This window comes from Flavobacterium sp. CSZ (genome assembly GCF_015350725.1).
GTDB lineage: Bacteria > Bacteroidota > Bacteroidia > Flavobacteriales > Flavobacteriaceae > Flavobacterium.
This window is the reverse complement of record NZ_JADKPQ010000007.1, coordinates 123,577-139,618: the sequence shown is the minus strand read 5'-3', so window position 1 is coordinate 139,618 and position 16,042 is coordinate 123,577. Positions and strand designations below refer to the sequence as shown.

Annotated in this window: 14 protein-coding genes; all 14 read left to right on the top strand. The window is 33.7% G+C overall.

Translation table 11 applies throughout. The features are described from left to right. The 14 genes from gltB to IRZ78_RS09940 all read left to right on the top strand — a co-directional run bounded on the left by gltB (position 1) and on the right by IRZ78_RS09940 (position 16,021). Positions 1-4,515: a glutamate synthase large subunit gene (gltB, locus tag IRZ78_RS10005; RefSeq protein WP_194616398.1), complete on the top strand. Its 4,515-nt coding sequence runs from the start codon at positions 1-3 to the stop codon at positions 4,513-4,515. Positions 4,516-4,631: 116 nt separating this feature from the next. After that, the gene (locus IRZ78_RS10000) at positions 4,632-6,086 is read left to right on the top strand and encodes a glutamate synthase subunit beta (RefSeq protein ID WP_194616397.1); all 1,455 of its coding nucleotides are present in this window, start codon (positions 4,632-4,634) and stop codon (positions 6,084-6,086) included. A gap of 421 nt (positions 6,087-6,507) precedes the next feature. Continuing rightward, positions 6,508-7,731, top strand: a complete 1,224-nt coding sequence (gene lysA, locus IRZ78_RS09995; RefSeq protein WP_194616396.1) for a diaminopimelate decarboxylase — start codon at positions 6,508-6,510, stop codon at positions 7,729-7,731. Between the two features lie 381 nt (positions 7,732-8,112). Then, positions 8,113-10,059, top strand: a complete 1,947-nt coding sequence (locus tag IRZ78_RS09990) for a DUF262 domain-containing protein (RefSeq protein ID WP_194616395.1) — start codon at positions 8,113-8,115, stop codon at positions 10,057-10,059. A 306-nt stretch (positions 10,060-10,365) separates the two neighbouring features. Beyond that, entirely contained in the window at positions 10,366-10,815 is a 450-nt protein-coding gene (locus IRZ78_RS09985) for a hypothetical protein (RefSeq protein ID WP_194616394.1), read from the top strand. 18 nt (positions 10,816-10,833) lie between these two features. Next, a complete protein-coding gene (locus tag IRZ78_RS09980) occupies positions 10,834-11,295 on the top strand; it encodes an RDD family protein (RefSeq protein WP_194616393.1) in 462 nt (153 codons plus the stop codon). 99 nt (positions 11,296-11,394) lie between these two features. Further along, positions 11,395-11,757, top strand: a complete 363-nt coding sequence (locus tag IRZ78_RS09975; protein ID WP_194616392.1) for a hypothetical protein — start codon at positions 11,395-11,397, stop codon at positions 11,755-11,757. 74 nt (positions 11,758-11,831) lie between these two features. Next, the gene (locus tag IRZ78_RS09970) at positions 11,832-12,830 is read left to right on the top strand and encodes a hypothetical protein (protein WP_194616391.1); all 999 of its coding nucleotides are present in this window, start codon (positions 11,832-11,834) and stop codon (positions 12,828-12,830) included. Between the two features lie 109 nt (positions 12,831-12,939). Continuing rightward, positions 12,940-13,419, top strand: a complete 480-nt coding sequence (locus tag IRZ78_RS09965; protein ID WP_194616390.1) for a DUF1572 family protein — start codon at positions 12,940-12,942, stop codon at positions 13,417-13,419. Between the two features lie 103 nt (positions 13,420-13,522). Next, on the top strand, positions 13,523-14,242 hold the full coding sequence (locus IRZ78_RS09960) for a hypothetical protein (RefSeq protein ID WP_194616389.1): 720 nt from the start codon (positions 13,523-13,525) through the stop codon (positions 14,240-14,242). Continuing rightward, positions 14,223-14,711 carry a DUF2947 family protein gene (locus IRZ78_RS09955; protein ID WP_194616388.1) on the top strand — a complete coding sequence of 163 codons (489 nt, stop codon included), beginning with the start codon at positions 14,223-14,225 and terminating at the stop codon, positions 14,709-14,711. The genes IRZ78_RS09960 and IRZ78_RS09955 overlap by 20 nt, the downstream gene beginning before the upstream one ends. Positions 14,712-14,722: 11 nt before the next feature. Further along, on the top strand, positions 14,723-15,094 hold the full coding sequence (locus tag IRZ78_RS09950) for a DUF5071 domain-containing protein (RefSeq protein ID WP_194616387.1): 372 nt from the start codon (positions 14,723-14,725) through the stop codon (positions 15,092-15,094). Position 15,095: 1 nt separating this feature from the next. Next, complete coding sequence (locus tag IRZ78_RS09945) at positions 15,096-15,536, top strand: hypothetical protein (RefSeq protein ID WP_194616386.1); 441 nt, start codon at positions 15,096-15,098, stop codon at positions 15,534-15,536. A 95-nt stretch (positions 15,537-15,631) separates the two neighbouring features. After that, a complete protein-coding gene (locus IRZ78_RS09940; protein ID WP_194616385.1) occupies positions 15,632-16,021 on the top strand; it encodes a VOC family protein in 390 nt (129 codons plus the stop codon). Positions 16,022-16,042 lie beyond the last annotated feature (21 nt).

The window sequence follows — 16,042 nt, the reverse complement described above, 5'->3', positions numbered from 1 at the left end:
ATGAAAGTTAAAGAACAAGGGCTTTATTTGCCTGAATTTGAACACGACAATTGTGGTGCAGGATTTATTTGTAATTTGAATGGTATTAAATCTAACGATATTATTCACAAAGCATTGGATATCTTAATAAAATTGGAACATCGTGGTGCCGTTAGTTCTGATGGAAGAACTGGAGACGGGGCTGGAATTTTATTCGATATCCCACATGATTTTTTTAAAAAAGTATGTGACTTTGAAATCCCTGAAACACGTGAGTATGCAGTAGGAATGGTTTTTTTACCAAAAAGCAAAAACCAGGTTTCTTTTTGTATCAACGCTTTCGAATCAACTATTAAGGATCAGAACTTAAAGATCCTGGGTTGGAGAGATGTACCTGTTGAAGTAGAAAATTTAGGGCAGATTGCCGCAGAAAAAGAACCAACAGTTAAACAGGTTTTTGTTAGCAAGAACGGTCAGGATTTAACTGAAAATGAATTTAATGCAAAACTTTTTGCAGCTAGAAAAATTGCTGAACATGCCGTAAGAGGATCAAAAACCTCTGAAAGCCATATGTTTTATTTCTCTAGTTTATCGACAACTACCATAATATATAAAGGTCTATTGATGCCCGAAGACATCAGCCGTTATTATGTTGACTTAAAAGATCCGGATTTAGTGACTCGTTTGGCGTTAGTGCACCAACGTTTCTCTACCAATACTTTCCCTTCATGGGAGTTAGCGCAGCCATTCAGATACATGTGTCATAATGGTGAGATCAATACATTACGTGGGAACGTAAGCCGTATGCGTGCTCGTGAAGAATTGATGGAAAGCAAAGTTTTTGGAAATGATATCAAAAAACTATTCCCTATTATCTTAGAAGGAAAATCAGATTCTGCTTCTATGGATATGGTGGTTGAACTTTTATTAATGACAGGTCGTTCATTGCCTGAGGCGATGATGATGGTGGTTCCTGAAGCCTGGGAAAAACACCAGACAATGTCTCCTGAGAAAAGAGCATTCTACGAATTCAACTCTTGCATTATGGAGCCTTGGGATGGTCCTGCTTCTATTCCTTTTACAGATGGTAACGTAATTGGTGCCTTGCTAGACCGTAACGGTTTGCGTCCTTCTCGTTATACATTAACAAAAAGCGGTTTTGTAATCATGTCATCAGAAATTGGTGTATTGGATGTTGAGCCCGAAGATGTAGTACAACACGGTCGTTTAGAGCCAGGAAAAATGTTCTTGGTTGACATGAACGAAGGTCGTATTATTGAAGACGAAGAAATTAAAAAAGCAATTGTAACCAAACGTCCTTACCAGGAATGGATCGATGCCAACTTGTTACAATTATCTCAAATACCCTATACCAATAACCCTACTCCTGTTGAGAAACTTGATTTCCAGACAAGACAGCGTTTATTTGGTTATACTATCGAAGATTTAAAAACAATCATTAACCCAATGGGAGCTCAGGGCGCTGAAGCCATTAGTTCTATGGGTAACGATACACCATTGGCTGTATTATCAGAGCAGCCGCAATTGCTGTACAACTATTTCAAACAATTATTTGCTCAGGTTACCAACCCGCCTTTGGATGGTATTCGTGAAGAGATCATTACCGATATTAGTTTAGCAATTGGTGGGGATTTTAATATTTTCGAAATTGAATCCAAACAATGTAAAAAATTAAAAATCCAGAATCCGGTTATCTCCAATGAGGATTTAGATAAAATCAGAAACATTGATCACGCAGATTTCAAATCGGCTACTATTTCTACTTTATACAAAATAGAAAAAGGAGTTAACGGTTTAGAAAGAGCGCTTGAAAAATGTGTTCAGGCCACTTTTAAAGCTGTTTCTGAAGGATGCAACATCATCATTTTATCAGACAGAGGAGTTAGCGAAGAATTGGCTCCAATACCAATGTTATTGGCTTGTTCTTACATTCACCATTCATTGAACATTTTACAGGTACGCTCTAAATTCGGAATCATCATCGAATCTGCAGAACCACGTGAACCGCATCATTTTGCTTTATTGTTCGGATACGGCGCAAGTGCGATCAATCCTTATATGGTAAATGAGATCATTCACGATCAGGTAAACCAGGGATTCATTACAGGAGTAAAAGCTGATTACGCAATTGTAAATTACAACAAAGCAATTGCAAAAGGTATCCTTAAAATCATGAACAAAATCGGTATCTCGACTTTACATTCGTACAGAGCTGCTCAGATTTTCGAGATTTTAGGTTTAAACAAAACCTTCACCAATAAGTATTTCCCATTCACCCCTTCAAGAATCGAAGGAATTGGTTTGATGGAAGTAGAAAAAGAAGTAAAAAAACGTTTCCAAAAAGCATTTCCAAACTCTAAGATTGCCAACTTGCTTTCTTTAGAAATTGGAGGTATTTACAGATGGAGACGTGGCGGAGAAAAACACATGTTTAATCCAACAACGATTTCAAAATTACAACAGGCCGTTCGTTTAAACAGTCCTGAAAGTTATAAAGAGTATTCTAATATGGTCAATGAGCAAAGCTCAAACTTAATGACTATTAGAGGTTTATTCGAATTCAACAATTTAGATCCTATTTCTATTGATGAAGTAGAACCATGGACCGAGATTGTAAAAAAATTCAAAACAGGTGCGATGTCCTACGGATCTATCAGTAGAGAAGCACACGAGAATTTAGCCATTGCAATGAATAGAATTGGCGGAAAAAGTAACTCTGGAGAAGGTGGGGAAGATCCTAAACGTTTCCAGAAAGAAATTAACGGAGATTCAAGAAATAGTGCAATTAAACAAGTAGCGTCAGGACGTTTTGGTGTTTCGATCAACTATTTGACAAATGCTAAAGAAATCCAGATCAAAATGGCTCAGGGTGCAAAACCGGGAGAAGGTGGTCAATTACCGGGAGAAAAAGTCGTGCCTTGGATTGCTGAGACAAGAAACTCCACTCCTTATGTAGGTTTGATTTCGCCTCCACCTCACCACGATATTTATTCTATCGAGGATTTATCTCAGTTGATTTACGATTTAAAAAATGCGAATCGCGAAGCGCGTATCAACGTAAAATTAGTTTCTGAAGTTGGAGTTGGAACCATCGCTGCCGGTGTTGCCAAAGCAAAAGCTGACGTGATCCTGATTTCAGGTTATGACGGAGGAACTGGTGCTGCTCCATTGACATCGTTACAACACACAGGTATTCCGTGGGAACTTGGATTAGCCGAAGCACAACAAACTTTGATCTTAAATGATTTAAGAAGCCGTGTAGTCTTAGAGTGCGACGGACAATTAAAAACGGGTCGTGATGTAGCTATCGCAGCTCTATTAGGAGCAGAAGAATTTGGTTTTGCTACTGCCCCACTTGTAGCTTCTGGCTGTATCATGATGAGAGCTTGTCATTTAAATACTTGCCCGGTTGGTATTGCAACTCAGGATCCTGAATTGAGAAAAAATTTCAAAGGAACTCCCGAGCACGTTATTAATTTCATGTATTTTATTGCAGAGGAATTAAGAGAAATCATGGCGCAATTAGGTTTCAGAACCTTAAAAGAAATGGTTGGTCAATCACAAAAATTAAATGTGAACAAAGCAATCAAACATTACAAAGCAAATGGTTTAGACTTATCATCAATTCTATACAAACCAGAAAAAGCTAAAACACAGCCCATTCACAATACAACTGAACAAGATCACGATTTAGACAATGTATTGGATTTTGCCATTATCAAAGAAGCAATTCCGTCTATTTACAGAAAAGAAAAAACAAGAGTTACCTTTAAAATTAAAAATACAGACCGTTCTGTAGGAGCCATTTTGAGTAATGAAATCTCAAAAATATATGGCGCACAAGGTTTACCTGATGACACTATTTTAGTTGATTTTGAAGGTTCTGCCGGACAAAGTTTTGGTGCTTTTGCCACAAACGGATTGTCGTTTAAAATTCACGGAAACTGTAATGATTATTTAGGAAAAGGTCTTTCTGGAGGAAAATTAATTGTAAAAGTACCTCCTACTGCCACTTTCAAACCTGAAGAGAATATCATTATTGGAAACGTTGCCCTTTACGGAGCTATTACCGGGGAGGCTTATATTAATGGAATAGCCGGTGAGCGTTTTTGTGTTAGAAATTCCGGAGCAACTGCCGTTGTTGAAGGAATTGGAGATCACGGATGCGAGTACATGACCGGTGGTACAGTGGTTGTTTTAGGGAAAACAGGAAGAAACTTTGCAGCTGGTATGAGCGGTGGTGTTGCTTATGTTTATGATCCAAATCAAAAATTCGACGCAACATTATGCAACATGGAAATGGTTGCTTTTGATCCAATCGAAGAAGAAGATGTAATCAAACTAAGACGATTGATCAAAAATCATTCATTGTACACCAGCAGTCCATTAGCAAAAAGAATTTTAGCAGACTGGGAAAATGAACAAAACAATTTCGTAAAAGTAATGCCAACTGATTACAAAAAAGCATTGCAGCGAATTGCAGAAGAGAAAAAAATAGAGGAATTAATTGCTTAATAAAAATCAATTTCAAAAATCAAAAATCAATTTCAATAAAAATGGCATTAACAATGTCATCCTGAGCGAAGTCTAAGGATTGGAATTTAAGAAATTGGAATTTTAATTAAAATGTCATGGGTAAAATAGGCGGATTTAAAGAATATAGCAGAGCCGACGAAAGTAATTTAGCAGTAGCAGAACGCGTTTCTAACTACAATGAATTTACCATTCCGTTAGCAAAAGATAAAATAAAAGAACAAGGTTCAAGATGTATGGATTGTGGTATTCCTTTTTGCCACAGTGCTTGTCCGTTAGGAAATTTAATTCCTGACTTCAACGACATGGTACATCAGGAAGAATGGCAAAGCGCCTTAGAGATTTTACAATCCACTAATAACTTTCCTGAATTTACAGGTCGCTTATGCCCTGCTCCATGTGAGAAGTCATGTGTATTAGGGATCATCAAAGAGCCTGTTGCCATCGAAAACATCGAGAAAAACATCATCGAAAGAGGTTTTGCCGAAGGATGGATCAAACCACAAACACCAAAAACCAGAACAGGAAAAACCGTAGCCGTTATTGGTTCAGGTCCTGCAGGTTTAGCGGCAGCTCAACAATTAAACAGAGCCGGTCACACGGTAACTGTTTTTGAAAGAGACAACGCTATTGGAGGTTTATTACGTTACGGAATTCCTAATTTCAAATTAGAAAAAGGAATTATCGACAGACGTGTAGCTATCCTTGAAGCCGAAGGAATTACTTTTAAAACCAATGTAAATGTTGGCGTAAACTTTAGCGTTGAGGAACTAAACGCTTTTGATTCTATCGTTTTATGCGGTGGAGCAACCGAAAGAAGAAGTTTGCCAACTAAGGGAATCGAAAGCAAAGGCGTTGTTCAGGCAATGGATTTCCTGACTCAACAAACTAAAGTTTTATTTGGAGAATCAGTTCCGGACCAGGTTATGGCAACCGGAAAAGATGTAATTGTAATTGGTGGTGGAGATACAGGATCTGACTGTATTGGAACATCAAACCGACACGGAGCAAAATCGGTAACGAATTTTGAGATTTTACCAAAACCTCCGGTTGGACGAAGCGAGTCTACGCCTTGGCCTTTCTGGCCTTTGCAGTTGAAAACCTCTTCATCTCACGAAGAAGGTTGCGATAGAAACTGGTTAATCAATACTAAGGAATTCTTATCGAATGATAAAGGAGAATTAGTCGGATTGAAAACCGTTGAAGTACAATGGAAAATGACTCCGGGTCAACGTCCTGAATTAATCGAAAAAGAAGGTTCTGAGAAAATCTGGCCTTGCGATCTGGCTTTATTGGCTTTAGGATTTACAGGTCCTGAAAAAACTCTAAGCGAGCAATTAGGTCTTGAATTAGACATGAGAAGCAACTATAAAGCAAAAAATTATCAAACAAATGTTCCTCATATTTTCACTGCAGGAGATATGCGAAGAGGACAATCATTAATCGTATGGGCTATTTCAGAAGGTCGAGAAGCAGCAAGAGAAGTAGATTTGTTCTTAATGGGCTCTACTAACTTGCCAACCAAAGGAAACGGAGACTTACCAAGTCTTTAAACCTTATAACACACAACTAACACGAGCCCCTGAATTAACTCAGGGGCTTTTTTTTGCCACAGATTTACAAAGATTTTTTCATCACGAATTTCACTAATTACAAACACTCATAAATAAATCATCAAAATAAAAATTCGCAAAAATTCGTGTAATTACTTCATGTGTTCACTATCTCTCTGATCTTGGCAGAAAAAACTATAAAAATCTCTGCTAATCTTTTTTAATCTGTGACAAAAACTTACTAACTTAGATCCTTAGCAGCTTAGAGTCTTTTTGCTAGGCATGCATTGTAGTTTTATAAAAAATCATTTTAAGTCGATTTTTGTTTAAAAACAAACAATTTGTTATAATTTGTTATTTTTCTACAAATAATTTGCTGTTAGTCAAAAGTGTAATAACTTTGCTCAAAATAGTTTAAAAAATGCAAGCAAAAGATTTACTGCAGTTAGCAGACCAATTTGGAAGTCCATTATATGTTTATGATGCCGAAAAAATCCAATCACAGTACAATAGGTTAACTAAAGCTTTCTCTAAGGTAGAAAACTTAAGAGTTAATTACGCCATGAAGGCATTGTCAAACGTTGCGATTCTTCAGTTATTAAAGAACATGGGGTCTGGTTTAGATACTGTATCTATTCAGGAAGTTTTATTAGGACTTCATGCTGGCTATGATCCTGACAAAATTTTCTTTACACCAAACGGAGTTTCTCTTGAAGAAATCGAAGAAGTTGCCGCAATGGGTGTACAAATCAATATTGACAACTTATCTATTCTGGAGCAATTCGGAACAAAATATCCACAAATTCCGGTATGTATTCGTATCAATCCGCACGTAATGGCGGGAGGAAATGCTAATATTTCGGTAGGACATATCGATAGTAAATTCGGAATCTCTGTTCACCAAATTCCGCATATCTTGCGAATTGTAGAGAATACAAAAATGAGCATCGTAGGAATTCACATGCACACAGGATCTGACATCCTTGATATCGAAGTATTCTTGTATGCTGCTGAAATTTTGTTTGATACCGCAAAACACTTCAAAGATCTTGAGTTTTTAGATTTCGGAAGCGGATTCAAAGTTCCTTACAAAAAAGACGATATCGAAACTGATATTGAAGAGTTAGGTAAAAAATTATCAAAAAGATTCAATGCATTCTGTACAGAATACGGTAGAGATTTAACCTTGATTTTCGAACCAGGAAAATTTTTGGTGAGCGAAGCAGGTTTCTTCTTAGCAAAAGTAAACGTAGTAAAACAGACAACCTCAACAGTTTTTGCCGGAATCGATAGTGGTTTCAACCACTTAATCCGTCCTATGTTTTATGGTTCACAACACTATATCGAAAACATCTCAAACCCAAAAGGAAAAGAGCGTTTTTACTCCGTTGTAGGATACATTTGCGAGACTGATACTTTTGCCAACAACCGCAGAATTTCAGAAATTACCGAAGGAGATATCTTAGCGTTCAGAAACGCCGGAGCTTATTGTTTTTCTATGGCATCGAACTATAATTCAAGATACAAACCAGCCGAAGTTTTATGGAAAGACGGTAAAGGAATCTTAATTCGTCAACACGAAACATTCGAAGATTTACTTAAAAATCAAATTCCGTTGCCACAAGAAGTTGCTGCAACAGTTTAAAAATAAAAAAAAAGAGAATATCAATTGTTGAAAATCCCGTTTCGTTTTGAAGCGGGATTTTTTTTATTCAATCTTGTCATTTCAGGAAACAAGAACCTTTCCTACAAAACATAAAAAGTACAGTACTTTTAATTTAAAAAACAATCATTATTACTTACAAAATCTAGAAAAAATGAATATCTACTAATGCAAGATTTAATTAAAAAAATGGATATTCTAAAATTAAACTTGTTTAACGAGTTTCATTTCCAATAAATATTAATTTCAAAGCATTGGTTGTTGGATTTAGCTTTTTTTATCATAATTTCGTTTTTACAGAAACACTCAATTCGTACTGTAAATATTTGAAACCTGGAATTCATAAATAATAATATAACAAACATGGCATACACTACTGAATCAAAAGACTTAAATCTATCAGATGTAATTGACAGTATATACGAAGGAGAATATCAACTACCAGAATTCCAGAGAGATTATGTTTGGAAAGATTCTAACATTAAATCATTATTTGAATCTGTTTTGTCATCCCATCCAATTGGGACTATTTTAGTTTTGGAAATAGAAAAAGATGACCCCTTAATTGCTTGGATAAACTTTGCAGAAATTATTCCAGATGAAAAAAAACGATTTGATTACAAAGAAGTTGATAGAGAACCTCCCTCTTATTTAGTTTTGGATGGCCAACAACGTTTAACATCTCTTTGTCACTTAACACATGGCACAGCCACAAGTATATGGTATTTAGACTTAAATCCAATTAAAATTGCATGGGAGGATAGTGGAAAACCTTCTGAAAAAGATGAAATAAAAAATTTTGTTGAGCAAAGCATTGATATTGCAGAATATATTAAAAAAGGAAAAAAAACTGATGATCCTGTCAAATATTTTAGAGGTGCTGCCAAAAGACTACCTCTTCAACTATTAAAAGACAAAAACACTCTCAATAAGGCAATAACTGACGTTCGTGATGCTATAAGTTCTAAAATTACTGAAAAACAATATGAGCTAAAAAATTATAAAAAGTTAACTCCTAAAGAGACTAAGGAAGAACTTGAAGCAATCATAACAGAAGATGAGGGATGGAAAGAGTTCCTTGGTGATTTGCTTCCTTTTATACTAGATAATTATTTTGATTATAAAATCCCAACAGTTGTTGTTTCTAAAAAAATGGGAATTACCGGCGTTTGCAAAGTATTTACAAAAATAAATACGACTGGAATTCAGCTAGGTGCTTTTGATTTAATAGTTGCAGTTTTGTATCCTAAAAAAATATCGCTTAAACAAAAGTTTGATGATGTAATTGAAACATATCCATTGATTAACGCTTTAGATGGTACTGCAAAAAGATATTTATTGCAAACTCTAGCACTTTATAAAAAAGTTTCACCTAAAACTTCTCAGCTTCCTGTAACATTATTACCAGAATGGTTTTCAATTGACTGGGATAAATGCGTAGATAATCTAAATAATGCATGTGAATTGATAGATGAAAATTGTGGAAGCTCTCTATCAAAAGGTACAGACCAATTTTTAACTTATTCACCTCTTTTACCAGTTATTGCTAATGTAATAGATAAATACCCTGTCGAAGTTTCTAAAAATGCAATTCTTACTGTATTGAGAAAAAATAAATTAAGGGCATGGTATTATGGCGCGGGTCTTTCATCTAGGTATAGTGAAGGATCTGACAACAAACAAGTGAAAGATTTACCAGAAATGTTAAAATGGTTTGCAAGCGGTAGTTTTGATGAAGATCGTCCTAAATGGTTAGATGCTATTTATAGTGATATTAATACAGGCAAGTCAAATGCAATTGGCAAAACTGTAGTATCATTATTTAATCTAAAAAAAGCAAAAGATATTTACTCGGATAGTCAAGAAGTTGGAGCTCATAGAACTGACTGTGATCTACATCATATTTTTCCTAAAGCAGCTATGAGAAATAAATTAATGGCCGAAAGAGGCATTAAAGATAAATCTGTAGCGGACAAAATATTAAAAAATGAATATAATATCGACTCTATATTAAATCAAACTTGGTTATTATCTACAACTAACAGGGATATTGTTTGTGATCGAATGCCTTCGCATTATATTGCTGATTTAATTGAGCAAAATGGTGGTGGTGAAAATGGATTAAAAAAAGTGAAGGATCTTTTCAATGATCACTGTGTAGGTGAATCCTGCTTTAATTATCTTATTGAGGACAATTACTTTGGTTTTATAGAAGAAAGAAGAAAAGACATCAATAGAGAATTAATGACTACAGGTAAAATACCTAAAATACTGGAAACAGAGATAGAAGATAGTGAAATTGATGAGTAAATCCTTGCTAGTACGTATTCACTTCTTGAACGCCAAGCTATCTAAATCTACAAATTTACAAAGTTGTTGAACTTTACGAACGTTTGGTTTAGGTATAAAAAAGAAAAATATTTTAAAAAAATACTAAAAGACAAATAATTCTCCTTATAGCGCGGATTTACAATTCGCGTCCACAAAGTAAATCAATTTTGAATTATCCCATTTCCAAAAGCAAATGGGATTTTTTTGCTTTTCCTCTAAAATGAACCTAAACAAAATAAAAATAAAAAACTATTTTCGATTAACAAACCAAACCCCAAAAAACCAATGAAAATTACGATTCCCCTATCGATATTATTCCTCTTATTCACTACTACTACATTCAGCCAGACGCTTGCTGATTTAAAACTAAAACCAAAAGAAATTCCAAAAGGTTATACCTTAAATGATGGTAATATTTGCATTACACCTCAGGCCTGCACTTTTTATAATGATATCGAAACCTACAGCAACCTTGTTGGAACCTTAAAGAGTAAATCGATTCAAAGTTTTAAAAATAAAACAGATCGTGGATCTATCATGTACTTTGAATTTGAACACACCTTTAAAGGCGATCGATTTCTACAAGGATTACTTTGGGGAAAAGAAGGTCAGCCAACTGATGAACGCCCGGAAGAGTATCTTGCAAAAGGAAAATTCCTGATCATTTGGAGTTTTCGTCCCGACAGCGCCATAAAAGAAAAATCGGAAGCTAAAATAGAGGCACTTTTAAAGTAAGTAAATATCACACAGCAAATGAAACAAGAAAAAATTGCTACAAAACCAAATCTTAGAAAAAGAATATTTGCAGGATTAATTGATTATTCTTTAATGTTTGGAATGTCTTTGGTTATGTTTATTTATTTTGGAAAAGAAACTTCAACAGGATACAAACTAGAGGGATTTCCGGCATTAACAACCTCACTAATTTGGTGTTTTTATATGATTGGATTTGAATTAAAATTTGGAGGTACTCTTGGTAATCTTTTGTTTGATTTACAAGTCGTTTCTATACGAGATAACAGTACTTCAAGTTTAACTTTTGGACAATCCTTTAAAAGACATGTGGTAGATTTATTAGACATCTGGTTTTTTGGACTACTGGGAATATTATTGATAAAAAACACAAAATACAATCAAAGACTTGGAGATTTATGGGCAAAAACAATTGTGATAGATTCAACAGATGATCAGCAATTTTATAAACGATTTATTTAAACTTCGCAGCACACGATAAACAAAAACCGTTTTTTAAATCTATCCTAATTACAGCTTCATTTTTAATTCGTAATTTGGCCAAAGCAAAATAAATTTCAAATGAAAGCACAAATCCGAATCCTAATTTATTCTATCCTATTTTTTCTATATCTTTCTACAACTTCATCATTGTTGTCTTTGGGAGAATTATTAAAAACAGATCCCTACATCACTTTAGGCTGTGGTTTTGCTGTTTTAAATATCATTTACACTTTCTTCGCTCTGAAGTGGGCACCTTTACTAAATATAATTTGTTCTATCGTAATTGCAGCGGCATCGTTGTTTTTAGCTGTGCAATTTGCCAATTTGCATTTGTTAGCCAAATACGATCCTTACCTGGTTAAAACAGCAATATTTACAAATGCTATTTTATCTATATTACTTTGGGAAATTGTTTATCAGGTAAAAAGTAGAAAATCATAAAATACATTCTCTTTAATGAAATGTTATCCTTTTACTTTTTTAATTGCTGTAAAAAACGGCAAGAACTAACCTGTATGTCAAGACTAAAAGCGGCTTCAAAATTTAAAACTTCCAATAGAATTCTTTACGTTTTTGGAATTGTTTTTTTTTGCTATTTAAGTCTTCTTTCATTTTCTAAATACAATGCCAAATATGCTAATACATTTGCGAATTTAATTCCCGGAATTTGCTTTATCCTTTTTGCATTATTCGTTTTTTACTATATCATTTCTTTACCCGGAATTTACGTCTATGCTGACAAAATAGAATTGCATCGTTATTTTGGTTTATCAAAACGAACTTTGTTTTTGAGCGAAATAGAAAGCTGGATTACCTTAGAAAAAGAAAGTAAATATGGTAATTATGAAGAATTGTATCTCACTTTGAACAATAAAGAAATAGTAAAATTAAGCAGTTATGATTATGCTAATTTCTATGAAGTACAAGCAGAAATAATTAGAAACAAACCTAAAAACAACGTATTAAAAGAGCAATTAAACAAAAAAGAAAATCTAAAATACGCTGTTGTTTTTTTCCTCATAGGCTGTCTCTTTATTTATATTGCTTACCAATTTTACAAAGACACTAGTCTTACTACAAACGATATATATGTAATAAAAGAAAAATTAGCAGACGATATAAAACTAGAACGCAGTAAGAAATCTACCTCTCTGGTTTTTAGACTTGAAAACCTTAGTGATTTCAAATTCAAAATTGGAAGCCTGGCATTAAAAGAAACATATTATGAAGATTTAATAAGCGATTTTAAAAAAGGCGATCTCATTTATCTTACGATCGAAAAAGAGCAATATGAAAAGAAAATAAGTAAAAAGATTCCAATGTCAGTTTTAGACGAATACTTTTATTATGAAAAAATTGATGTAGTCGAAGTTGAAAATAAGACTTTTAAATATTTATCCTTGTCTGACTATAATAAGACAAATCGACAAAATGATTATTGGGGAATTGGATTTTTTGGGATTTTTGGACTAGCGCTAACCATTGCTGGAATTTGTATTTATTTGAAAAAATGATTCCCATATTTTCGAGCATCTATAAACGTGGAGACTTCATAAGCATCAAAAAAAGAGATGAATTAGTAAGTATAATTTTCATTAAATTTAATTTCTAAAAATTTTAAAGATGAAAAACACTTCAGAAATTGCCAATCGTTTTAGAGAAACTATTATAAACGGAACCTGGATTGCTAATACTAATTATAAAGATCAGCTTGAAAATTTAGACTGGAAAATTGCGATTACTCCAATAAAAAACCTGAATTCCATTTTGCTTTTGGCGCAGCATATCCATTATTACATCGACGGAATAAATAATGTTTTCAAAGGCGGATCATTAGATATAAAAGACAAATTCAGCTTCGACTTTCCTTCTGTTAATTCGCAGGAAGAATGGCAGACTTTTTTATCTAAATTCTGGACTGCAGCCGAAGAATTTGCCTCTTTCGTAGAACAAATGCCGGATGAAAAACTAAATCAGGTTTTTGTTGATGAAAAGTACGGAACGTACAAAAGAAATATCGAAGCTATGATCGAACATAGTTACTACCATTTAGGTCAAATTGTCCTGATTAAAAAAATGATAACCGAATACACTAAATGCTAAAAATGGGTATTTTTACTTGTCTCTACTTATTTTTTGAAAACCCGAGAATAGAATTGACAGACAATATAAATTTTATCCTTAACAAGTTTTAAAGGAAATTCTAATGAAAAAATATCTATTGGCCTTAATCCTTTGCTTTCAATTTTCATTTTCTCAAAATACAGATCATTTAAATACTGTTTTAAAACAGCTTAAGATCAAAAAAAGCGAAGTACATCAGGAACTTTTTACTCAAAAAGTCTTACCCTATGATAAGAGTAAAAGTGTTATGGTTATTCCCAAATATGATATTAACGAGCAAGATAATGAAGGTCATGATTACTTTGTTTTAGACGCTTATATAGTGGTCATCGATAATACGACAGGAAAAATAATCTGCAAATTTATTGAACCCAATGCATGGACATCTGATGCATTAATGCTAAGCAGCATTTGGATTGATACCGGATTGTATCATCTTAACACCACTACGAGAGCCTTTGGAGTCAGGGTATCTTATAACGGCAGCAGCAGGCCGAATCCTTTTGGTGAAACCAAATTATCATTATACATTATAAATAAAAATTCTTTGAAGCCGGTGCTTAACAATTATTCTATTTCTCAATCCGCAGGAGAATGGGATACCAATTGCGCAGGAGAATTTGAAGATCGTAATTCGACTTTTGATATAGACAAAGTACAAACCAACAATTACAACAACATCATAGTGAAGACCACAATTGTAAAAAGCATAAGCACTCCTACAATTGATGATTGTGTCTCTAAGCAAACCACTAAAAAAGCGACATCAAAATTAATTTTTAATGGAAAAGAATATAAATAAATATGAAGCTCTGGAAAAATTCTACTATTTTGAAAATGACTATTGTGATCCTAAATTAACCAATATTGATAAACCTGAAATAAAGGCTCTAACAGATGATTATTGCGCTGTGCTTTGGCATGAATATGTGTCAGAAAATAAAAAACATTTGATGCTTGTAAATAATCCTGAAGAATCGAAAGTAAAAAATGAAATCAAGAAAGAATACAACTGGCTAAAAGACTGGAACGACTCTAGTCCTGAAGCATTCAATGAAAATGTAAAAAATCTTTTGGACTGGAAAGATGATGATTCGGTTATATTTTTTTGGAACAAAACTTCGGGAATAGAATCTAAATGGGCTTTGATTTGCAAATACTGGATTTCGTTTTTATATGAAGATGAAGCCAATATTATTATCAATCCTAAAAGCAGAAAAGCCATTATTTTAAGTACAAACGGAAACTTATCTATTGCTGATCGTTTATAAATGAACCTTATATGGATATTAAAAACTTGATACCAAAAGACAAATTTGATCTTGAAACTGTCGAAAAACTAAAACAACATTCTTTTGATGATATCCAACCCATAGTTCCGGATTTATTAGAATGGCTGCAGGATATAAACTGGCCAATTAGTCAGCCCATTGCCGAATTTTTACTTCCGTTTTCTGAAAAAATTGCTCCGGAAATAGTCAAAATATTGAAAAGCAAAGATGAAATGTGGAAGTATTGTATTCTTATGGCTTTTGGAAAAAATATCAAAAACATATTGGTTCTCAAGGAAATTAATAGAATTGCCGAAAATCCAACGCAGGATGAAATAGATGATGGAGTTAATGAGATTGCAAACGAAATAAACAATAATTAATTTGGAAACTATATCGTTGATCTGGGATTCATTGTGGGATCTTTTACTGGTTGGTATTGGCTTGAGTCTAATGGTGATGGGGATTCGGGTATTTATCAAACAACGAAGAATTCAAAAAATCGGAATAAAAACAATCGCAACGGTTATAGGTTTTAGCGATGAAAAGTCTTTGGCAGAAGATCAAGCACCTCTTAAAATACCGTTGTTTATATTTTACGACAGCTCAAACAATCAGATCAGTATAAAAGGGAAAAGTAATTCGATCTGCACTATGTACCAAACCACTCCTGTGTGCTACAATCCTGCGAAACCTGAAACGGAGTATTATTTGCCTAATAAAGATTTTATGGTAAAACATTTATTGTTTTTTGTTGGTTTGTTTTTCCTAAGTCTGGGTATCTATTATTTACGTAAACATAATATGGAATTTAATCCCTTTTAAAATAAGGACTCCATTTTACGATAGATGCTTTTTAAAATCATAAATTTACTATTAGATTATTTTAATGGTTATATTAATTTTTTAAAGTAAATAGTATGAGAACTAAAAAAATATGGGCCAATTTGGGCGTAGAAGATTTGGCAAGAACTACCAAATTTTATAGCGAATTAGGTTTTAAACCCAATGGTACCAATGAAGTACTGACAAGTTTTACGTTTGGACAAGACGATTTTATCATTCATTTTTTTACAAAAGAAAGATTTAAGTGGGCCCTTGGCGATGAAGCATCTGATTTAAAACTGGGAAATGAAATCATATTTTCTCTCTCGGCTGAAAGTGTAGATGAAGTACATCAATGGTTACTTGCCGTTAAAAATGCAGGAGGAAGAATTTTTGCAGAACCGCAAAGCTTTGAAAAAGGTTATTTCTTTGGATTTGCTGATCCTGATGGTCACAAATTCAATGTTTTGTATTGGCCTGAATAAAATATTATATTGCTTAACGTT